Here is a 7973-nt window from a genome sequence, read left to right as displayed (position 1 = left end):
GGCCTGCGGCGGGCCGGGCGGCCGGGGTCGGGTCCTGGCCGGTGGTGAGCAGCGCGGCCGTGCCGGCAGCTCCCACGGCGGCGGCCCCGCCGATCATCAACACCCGGCGCCGGGTGAACAACTGATCGTTCGTCATGTGTCATCAGTCGCCCGGTCCGGTACTGACGCCCCGCATCGACACCGGTGCGGCGGCAGGAAAGCACCCGCCTGGACCAGTACGCGCCCGCTCCTTCCTCTGGAAGCCCACGACGGCCGGATCCCGGCGCCGGGTGCCGGACCGGCCCGCCCCGCGTGTCCTGCGACACCACGCTCCGGATAGCCTCGCGGCGTGACGGAACACCAGCACGCACCCCGGGACGGGCATCGGTTCGAGCGGGGCACGGACGGGCCGAAGGTCATCGTGGTCGGCGTCGACGGCTCCGACTCCTCGCTCCGCGCGGCGGCCTACGCGGCGGGGCTGGCCAGGCGCCAGCACGCGCTGCTCGCCCTGGTGTACGTACAGCCGGTGCCGGGGGCGGGAGCCGCGTTCGGGGTGCCCGTGGCGGAGGCGACGGAGGACATCGCGGAGGACCTCATGGCGCAGATCCGGGAGGCGACCGAGCAGGTCAAGGGGATCTTCGACGTCCGGTGGGAGTTCCACACCCTGCGCGGGGACCCGTACGCGGGCCTGGTGCGGGCCGCCGACGAGCTCAAGGCGGACGCGGTGGTCGTCGGCGCGTCCGAGCAGGCGGGCCATCGGATCATCGGCTCGGTCGCGGTCCGGCTGGTGAAGGCGGGCCGCTGGCCGGTCACCGTCGTGCCGTAGCGGCCCCGCCGGCCCGTCGTACGGCCGCGCGGATTCGGAATCCGCCGTTCGGACCGTTCGTCGCACCGTTCGCCGACGGGTCCGACCGTCCGCCGCACACTCCGGTCCGTGGTCTGTCCCGGACCGTGACCCTGCGATGCCATACGGCCATGACGGCCGGAACCACCATCACCCACGGGACGACGACCGCCGAGCACGAGCTGGCCGCGCTGCAGCGCGAGCACGGCCGACCGCTCTTCGCGCTGCTGCTGCGCCTGTGCGACGGCGACCGGCAGCGCGCCGAGGATCTGGTGCAGGAGACCCTCGTACGCGCCTGGCAGCACCCCGAGGCGCTGCGCGCCGGCGACTTCGCCTCCGTGCGGCCGTGGCTGCTGACCGTGGGACGGCGGCTCGCCATCGACGCGCGGCGGGCCCGGCGGGCGCGGCCCGCCGAGGTCGGGGACGCGATCCTGGAGACGGCTCGGGTCTGTGCCGATCACGCGGAACGGTCGGCGGCGACGCTCGATGTGCGGGAGGCTGTGAAGACACTCACTCCCGAGCACCGTGAAGTCCTGGTGCTGGTGTATTTCCAGGGGGCGAGTGTGGCGGAGGCCGCCACGGCGCTCGGTATTCCGCCCGGTACGGTGAAGTCTCGCGCGTATTACGCGCTGCGCGCCCTGCGGCGAGTCCTTCCGGGTTATGCGGCCGACCTGCGGTGAAACCGAAGGCCTGGTCAAACCTCGGCAAAGTCCCTTGCTGAGGACCATGGTTGAGCAATCTGCTGTCTTCATCCGTGTCCGAACCGGGCGAAGTCCCGGGGGCCCGAGGTCGGGCGACGCGCACGCACCGGAGGAAGGCAGGAAGGGATGCTGCACAGAGGTCAAGAGAGCACCGACGGCACCGGCGGGGACGAACTCACCGTCCCCATGGCCTGGTTGTACGCCGAGTACATCGCCGACGAGCTGTTGCGGACGGGCGACCTGATGCCGCCCACGTCCTTCGAGTTCCGCGCGGGTCGGGACGCGCTGGCGCTCACCATCTTCCTGTCCGACACCAGCGGTGAACTCTCGGGCATCCGGGTCATCACCCAACTGGAGAAGTGGCTTTCGCTCACGGCGTACGACCAGCCGTGGCAGGACTGGGTCCGGACACGTATTTCAAGGTTGGCGGCCGACGCACTCGAGGCGAAGGCGCCGGCACCGGATCTGGATCTGGCCGCCGCCGCCTGGCGCTGGCTGGAGGAGACCGAGCTGCTCGCCCCGGACCTGGACGCCGTGCCGGGAGGCGGGCCGGTGCCCGGAGAGGACGACGGACCGAAGGTGTGGACACCGGCCTGGCGGCTGGGACTGCCTCTCGGGCATCTGGCGATCCATCTTTTTTAGAATCCGACCAATCCGCGGCCCCCTCCGCTCCGAACACTTTGGTCTCGATTCGGTATGGACCTTGAGTGATTCCGCTGTCCGGTGCGTACGGGTGGGAGCAACAACACCCCACCCGCACCATCGGCACGAGGATTCGGCATGAGGTCCCTGGAACTGCATCGCGACGTCGGCGCATACGCGCTCGGCGTGCTCGACGAGGCGGACGCGTTCCGCTTCGAGGACCACCTCATGGAGTGCCCTCAGTGCGCGGCCCATGTAACCGAATTCGGCCCCTCCGCACGGCAGTTGCTGCTGTACCGGCGGGCCACGCCGCGCTCCGTGCACCCCATGGCCCAACCCGGTCCCAGGCTTCTGGACCGGCTGCTCGGCGAAGTCGCGAAACGGCGTAAGGCCGGCCGGCGGCGCCTGCTGTACGCACTGGCCGCCTCGGTGGTCCTGGCCGTGTCCGGGTCCGGTGTCGCGATCATGGCGAGCGGCGAGACGGACCCGACGCGGCAGGTCGCCGCGACCGACGAACGGTCGGGGGTCTGGGCGCAGGTCACCAGTGAGGACACGGCCTCGGGCAGCCTGGTCAAGCTGGAGGTCAAGGACGGCGCCGGTCCTCGCGCCTGTCATCTCGTCGCCATCGCGGACGACGGCACGGAGGAGACGCTGACGAACTGGAAAGTGCGCAAGCATGACGCCCGGCCCAGCACGATGATGGGGGCGTCCGCGTTTCACACGGATCAGATCGCTCGGTATGAGCTGCGCGCTGAGGACGGCTTGCGGCTCGTTACGCTCGACGCGCAGTGAGCAATTGCCTGGATGGGTCGTAGGGTCTCTGCCGCGGCGTTGTGGCTGGTCGCGCCCACGCGGCGGAGCCGCACATAAACACAGCCCCGCGCCCCTTCAGTGCGCCCCTGCGGGGCGCTACTTCAAGGCGCTAGCCCCGGGCTCTGCCTCAGAGGCTTACTTCAGTAGGCGGGACATCCTGCGGTCCGCCAATGGTTTGCCCGCTGTCTGGCAGGTTGGGCAGTACTGGAGTGAGGAGTCGCTGAAGGAGACCTCGCGGATGGTGTCGCCGCAGACCGGGCAGGGGTCGCCGGTCCGGCCGTGCACCCTCAGACCGCTCTTCTTCTCCGCCTTCAGGCGTCCGGCCGCGAGGCCCCGGGAGCGCTCGACCGCCTCGGTGAGCGTCGTGCGCAGCGCCTCGTACAGCCGCCCGTTCTCCTCCGGTGTGAGTGAGGCGGCGAGCTTGAACGGGGACATCCGGGCGGCGTGCAGGATCTCGTCGCTGTAGGCGTTCCCCACTCCCGCGATCAGGCCCTGGTCGCGCAGCGCACCCTTCAGCTGCCGCCGCTCCCCCGCCAGCAGACCGGCCAGGCGCGCCTCGTCGAAGTCGTCGGCGAGCGGGTCCGGGCCCAGGCGGGCCACGCCGGGGACCTCCAGCGGATCGTGTACGACGTACACCGCGAGCCGTTTGCGGGTGCCCGCCTCGGTGAGGTCGAAGCCCTCGCCCGTCTCCAGGGCGACCCGCAGCGCGAGCGGGCCCTTGCCGGGTTTCGGCGGGCCGTCGGGGAGGCGGTCGCGCCAGTGCAGCCAGCCCGCCCGGGCCAGATGGGTCACGAAGTGCGGGCCGCCGTCCGTGGTCAGGTCGAGGAACTTGCCGTGCCGGCCGACGGCGGTGACGTCGCGGCCCTCAAGGGCGGTGAGCGGTGGGTCGTACGTCTTCAGGACGCTGATCGCGACGGGCAGCACGCGGACGATCTCATGGCCCACGAGCCGGTCGGTCAGGAAGTCCCTGAGCGCCTCGACCTCGGGAAGTTCCGGCATAGGACCAGAGTGCCACCGCACGCCCCGGCGCTCAGCTCGTGGACGGCACCACGAACTCGCACCACACGGCCTTGCCGCCGCCCCGCGCCTCGACACCCCAGTCGTCCGTGAGGAGGTCGACCAGCAGCAGGCCGCGCCCCGCGAGCCCGGACTCCCCCGCCTCCAGGCGGCGCGGCAGCGCGCTGGAGGGGTCCTCGACCTCGACGCGCAGCCGGCGTTCGGAACCGTTCAGCACCCGCAGGGTGACGATCGCCTCGCCCTCGGTGTGCGTCAGGGCGTTGGTCATCAGCTCGTCGGCCACCAGTTCGACGTCGTCGGCCCGCTCCCGGGCGCCCCAGGCCCGGACCGCCGCGCCGATCATGTGCCGGGCCTCGCTGAGCGCGTCGGGGTCGGCCGGTGCGACATGCTGCTGGAACCGGCCGCCGGACTGTACGGCGGCCAGGCCCCGGCGGCGCAGGAGGAGCAGCGCCACGTCGTCGTCCCCGCTGCGGTCGTCGGCCACCTCGATGAGACGGTCGGCGAGGTCCCAGACGCTCTCCGGGCCCGTGGTGATGAGCGCGCGGAGGGTCCGCAGTCCGTCGTCGAGGTCGGCGCCCGGCTGCTCGATCAGCCCGTCCGTGCACAGCACCAGGGTCTCGCCGGGGTCCAGTTCGAAGGTGGTCACCGGGTAGGTGAGCCGCCCGAACTCGGCGGACAGGCCGAGCGGCAGCCCGCCGTCGACCGGGACGCGGCGGCAGGTGCCGTCGGTGCGCCGCAGCAGCGGGTCGAGGTGGCCGGCGCGGACCGCCTGGACGACCCCGGTGGACAGGTCGGCCTCCGCGTACAGGCAGGTCGCGAAGCGGTCGGTGTCGAGTTCGTGCAGGAAGACGGAGGCGCGGGCCATCACCGTGGCGGGCGGGTGCCCCTCGGTCGCGTAGGCCTTCAGGACGATCCGGAGCTGGCCCATGACGGCCGCCGCGTGCGTGTCATGGCCCTGTACGTCGCCGATGACCGCGCCGATCCGGCCGCCCGGCAGCGGGATCACGTCGTACCAGTCGCCGCCGATGTCCCGGCCGAGCAGGCCGCCGGAGGAGGCGGCGCGGTAGCGGACGGCGATGTCGGCGCCGGGCACGGTCGGGATGCGGCGCGGCAGCATGGCCTGCTGGAGGCTCTGGGCGAGGTCCTTCTCCTGCTCGTAGAGCATGGCGCGCTGGAGGCTCTGCGCGATGCTGGTGCCGAGCGCGACGAGTACGGCCCGGTCCTCGGCGGAGAAGCCGTACCGGTCGTCGTAGAGCAGGCCCATCGCGCCGATCGGCCGGGCCTGCGCGATGAGCGGCAGATAGGCGGCCGAGGTGATCCTCAGGTCGGTGAGGTGCGGCCACAGGACCGGGTATCCGGCCGCGAACTCCTCCGGCGACTCGATGAACCGCGGGGTGAGGGTCCGTACGACGTCGCCCATCGGGTAGGGCTCGTCGATTCGGGTGATCTGCGTGCCTGGCACGGAGGCGCCCGCCGGGCCCTCGGCGACCAGCCGGATACGGCCGGCCTCCACGAGGCCCATGACGAGGCTGGCCGCCCCCAGGTGGTGCACACCGTGGGAGTCGGTGAGGACGTCGATGACGTCCTCCACGGTGCGGGCGTGCGCGAGGGCCGCCGTGATGACCTGCACGACATTGGTCTGGCGGCGCCGGACCTCGTCCTGGGCGGCCTCTTCGGTACGGGCCCGGCTCTCCCGCATCTCCCGTGTGGCGTCCCGGATGATCCCGATGACCCGGCGCGGGCGGCCCGTCTCGTCGCGGCGGATGTGGCCCTGGGTGTGGGTCCACCGCAGAGTGCCGTCGCGGCGGCGGAGGCGGAAGTAGGCGCCGTAGTTCTCGCTGCCGTCCTTCATGGCCTCGGCGACGATGGAGTCGAGCCGCAGGCCCTCCATCCGGGGCACGCGCACGCTCAGGCTCCCGGGGTGGCCGTCGTATTCCTCGGGGCGCAGATCGAAGATCTCGTGGGCCAGGGCGTCCATGTGGAGCAGACCCGCGTCCAGGTCCCAGTCGAACGTCCCCATGCGGTTGAGCGCCAGGACCGGTTCCGGGTGGGCGGGCCGGCCGTCCAGGGATGACAGGGCGCTCGCTCCCCGATCAGCCATGGGCCCACCTTGTCAGCATTTGGTCGATTTATCGACTCACCCGACCACTTTCGTCTGGTCAGCGCTCACTCGCCGAAACCCTCACAGGGGTCGTACGGGACGTAGGAGCCGTACACGGTGCTGTTCTCGTCGGGGTCGTCGGGAATCAGACCGCCGCCGTCGGGGAGGTCGGGGATCTCCGGGACCCGGTCGGGACCGATGTCGGAGCACTCGTCCAGGGCCGTGCCGACTCCGAAGTCGTCCGGGGACACGACGTCCACGCCCGGCGGGTCGCCCTCCCAGCCGCCGACGAGCAGGGCTGCGGAGAGTATGCAGGCCATGACAAGGGTTCGGTGCATTCCCCATTGTCTGCGTCGCCCACCCGGCCCGCGCAAGCCGGGACGGTCACCCACGGTCACAATGGAGGGAGACCGGAAGGGAGAGGGGGGCGAGAGGAGCGGCACGCGTGGAGTGGTTCGCCGCACCCGACTACTGGCTGAGCCGTCTGCTCCTCCAGCGGGGTCTGGCCTGCGTCTACCTCGTCGCGTTCCTGGGCGCGGCCCGCCAGTTCCGGGCGCTCGTCGGCGAGCGGGGCATGCTCCCGGTGCCCCGGCTGGTCGCCCATGTGCCTTTCCGGCAGGCTCCGAGCGTGTTCCAACTCCACTACTCCGACCGCTTCTTCGCCGGGTGGTCCTGGACGGGCTGCGCGGTGTCGGTGGCGCTGCTGGGCGGGCTCGACGGGCAACTCCCGCTCTGGGCGGGGATGTCGCTGTGGCTGCTGCCGTGGGTGATGTATCTGTCGATCGTCAACGTCGGCCAGACCTGGTACGGGTTCGGCTGGGAGTCGCTGCTCCTGGAGGTCGGCTTCCTCGCCGTGTTCCTGGGCAACGACGAGGTCGCGCCGCCGGTCGTGGTGCTGTTCCTGCTGCGCTGGATCCTGTTCCGGGTCGAGTTCGGCGCCGGTCTGATCAAGATGCGCGGCGACGCCTGCTGGCGGCGACTGACGTGCCTGGACTTCCACCACGAGACACAGCCGATGCCGGGCCCGCTGAGCCGGTACTTCCACCATCTCCCCAGGCCGGTGCACCGGATCGAGACGGCCGCCAATCATGTCACCCAACTCGCCGTCCCTGTCCTGCTGTTCACCCCCCAGCCGGTGGCGACGGCCGCCGCCGCCCTGATGATCGTCACCCAGTTGTGGCTGGTCCTGTCGGGCAACTTCGCCTGGCTGAACTGGCTCACGATCGTGCTGGCCCTGTCGGCGGTACGCCTCCCGGACACCGCGCCGACGCCGGTCCCGGACACCCCGCTCTGGTACGAGATCGTGGTCCTGGCCGTCGCCACGGCACTGCTCGCCCTCAGCTACCGCCCGGTCCGCAACATGTTCTCGCGCCGCCAGGTCATGAACCGCTCCTACGATCCGCTCCATCTGGTCAACACCTACGGCGCGTTCGGCAGCGTCAGCCGGATCCGCCACGAGGTGATCGTCGAGGGCACGGCCGACGCGGTGCCGCGCGAGGACTCCGACTGGCGGGAGTACGAGTTCAAGGGCAAACCGGGTGATCCCCGGCGCCGGCCACGCCAGTTCGCGCCCTACCATCTGCGGCTCGACTGGATGATGTGGTTCGCCGCGCTGTCGCCCGCCTACGCCGGACCGTGGTTCGGCGCGCTGGTCGAACGGCTCCTGGAGAACGACCGGGACACCCTCCGGCTGCTGCGCCGCTCCCCGTTCCCGCCTGACGCTCCCCCGCGCCATGTCCGCGCCCGCCTCTTCCGCTACCGGTACACGACCCGGCGGGAGCTGCGGGACACGGGGGCGCACTGGGAGCGGGTGTACGTACGGGAGTTCATGCCTCCGACGCGGCTCGCCGCCGGGCCGCCCCGGAGTCCGTAGGTC

General features: G+C 71.5%; 8 protein-coding genes. 5 read left to right on the top strand and 3 right to left on the bottom strand.

The genetic code is table 11. The features are described 5' to 3' along the window. Positions 1-328: 328 nt before the first annotated feature. The 4 genes from AOK08_RS14315 (at position 329) to AOK08_RS14300 (ending at position 2958) form a co-directional block, all read left to right on the top strand. A complete protein-coding gene (locus AOK08_RS14315) occupies positions 329-805 on the top strand; it encodes a universal stress protein (RefSeq protein ID WP_055525925.1) in 477 nt (158 codons plus the stop codon). A 149-nt stretch (positions 806-954) separates the two neighbouring features. Further along, positions 955-1503: a sigma-70 family RNA polymerase sigma factor gene (locus tag AOK08_RS14310; RefSeq protein ID WP_055525924.1), complete on the top strand. Its 549-nt coding sequence runs from the start codon at positions 955-957 to the stop codon at positions 1501-1503. Positions 1504-1650: 147 nt separating this feature from the next. After that, a complete protein-coding gene (locus tag AOK08_RS14305) occupies positions 1651-2166 on the top strand; it encodes a hypothetical protein (RefSeq protein ID WP_055525923.1) in 516 nt (171 codons plus the stop codon). Positions 2167-2304: 138 nt separating this feature from the next. After that, positions 2305-2958: a zf-HC2 domain-containing protein gene (locus AOK08_RS14300; protein ID WP_055525922.1), complete on the top strand. Its 654-nt coding sequence runs from the start codon at positions 2305-2307 to the stop codon at positions 2956-2958. Positions 2959-3114: 156 nt separating this feature from the next. On the opposite strand, the gene AOK08_RS14295 is transcribed toward AOK08_RS14300, so the two are convergent. The 3 genes from AOK08_RS14295 to AOK08_RS14285 all read right to left on the bottom strand — a co-directional run bounded on the left by AOK08_RS14295 (position 3115) and on the right by AOK08_RS14285 (position 6417). Further along, positions 3115-3978 carry an Fpg/Nei family DNA glycosylase gene (locus AOK08_RS14295; protein ID WP_055525921.1) on the bottom strand — a complete coding sequence of 288 codons (864 nt, stop codon included), beginning with the start codon at positions 3976-3978 and terminating at the stop codon, positions 3115-3117. A gap of 31 nt (positions 3979-4009) precedes the next feature. Next, positions 4010-6097, bottom strand: a complete 2088-nt coding sequence (locus AOK08_RS14290; RefSeq protein WP_055525920.1) for a SpoIIE family protein phosphatase — start codon at positions 6095-6097, stop codon at positions 4010-4012. A 65-nt stretch (positions 6098-6162) separates the two neighbouring features. Further along, on the bottom strand, positions 6163-6417 hold the full coding sequence (locus tag AOK08_RS14285) for a hypothetical protein (RefSeq protein ID WP_055525919.1): 255 nt from the start codon (positions 6415-6417) through the stop codon (positions 6163-6165). 125 nt (positions 6418-6542) lie between these two features. On the opposite strand from AOK08_RS14285, the gene AOK08_RS14280 reads away from it, so the two are divergent. Beyond that, positions 6543-7970 carry a lipase maturation factor family protein gene (locus AOK08_RS14280; RefSeq protein WP_055525918.1) on the top strand — a complete coding sequence of 476 codons (1428 nt, stop codon included), beginning with the start codon at positions 6543-6545 and terminating at the stop codon, positions 7968-7970. Positions 7971-7973: the final 3 nt, after the last annotated feature.

This window comes from Streptomyces graminilatus (assembly GCF_001418565.1).
Lineage (GTDB): Bacteria > Actinomycetota > Actinomycetes > Streptomycetales > Streptomycetaceae > Streptomyces > Streptomyces graminilatus.
Note: the sequence above shows the minus strand (reverse complement) of the source record. Positions and strands in the feature narration are given on the sequence as shown.

Excerpts from the sequence above, each read along its gene's own strand:
- AOK08_RS14310 (WP_055525924.1), top strand. The coding sequence starts at position 955 with ATGACGGCCGGAACCACCATCACCCACGGGACGACGACCGCCGAGCAC.
- AOK08_RS14305 (WP_055525923.1), top strand. The coding sequence starts at position 1,651 with ATGCTGCACAGAGGTCAAGAGAGCACCGACGGCACCGGCGGGGACGAA.
- AOK08_RS14300 (WP_055525922.1), top strand. The coding sequence starts at position 2,305 with ATGAGGTCCCTGGAACTGCATCGCGACGTCGGCGCATACGCGCTCGGC.
- AOK08_RS14295 (WP_055525921.1), bottom strand. The coding sequence starts at position 3,978 with ATGCCGGAACTTCCCGAGGTCGAGGCGCTCAGGGACTTCCTGACCGAC.
- AOK08_RS14290 (WP_055525920.1), bottom strand. The coding sequence starts at position 6,097 with ATGGCTGATCGGGGAGCGAGCGCCCTGTCATCCCTGGACGGCCGGCCC.
- AOK08_RS14285 (WP_055525919.1), bottom strand. The coding sequence starts at position 6,417 with ATGGCCTGCATACTCTCCGCAGCCCTGCTCGTCGGCGGCTGGGAGGGC.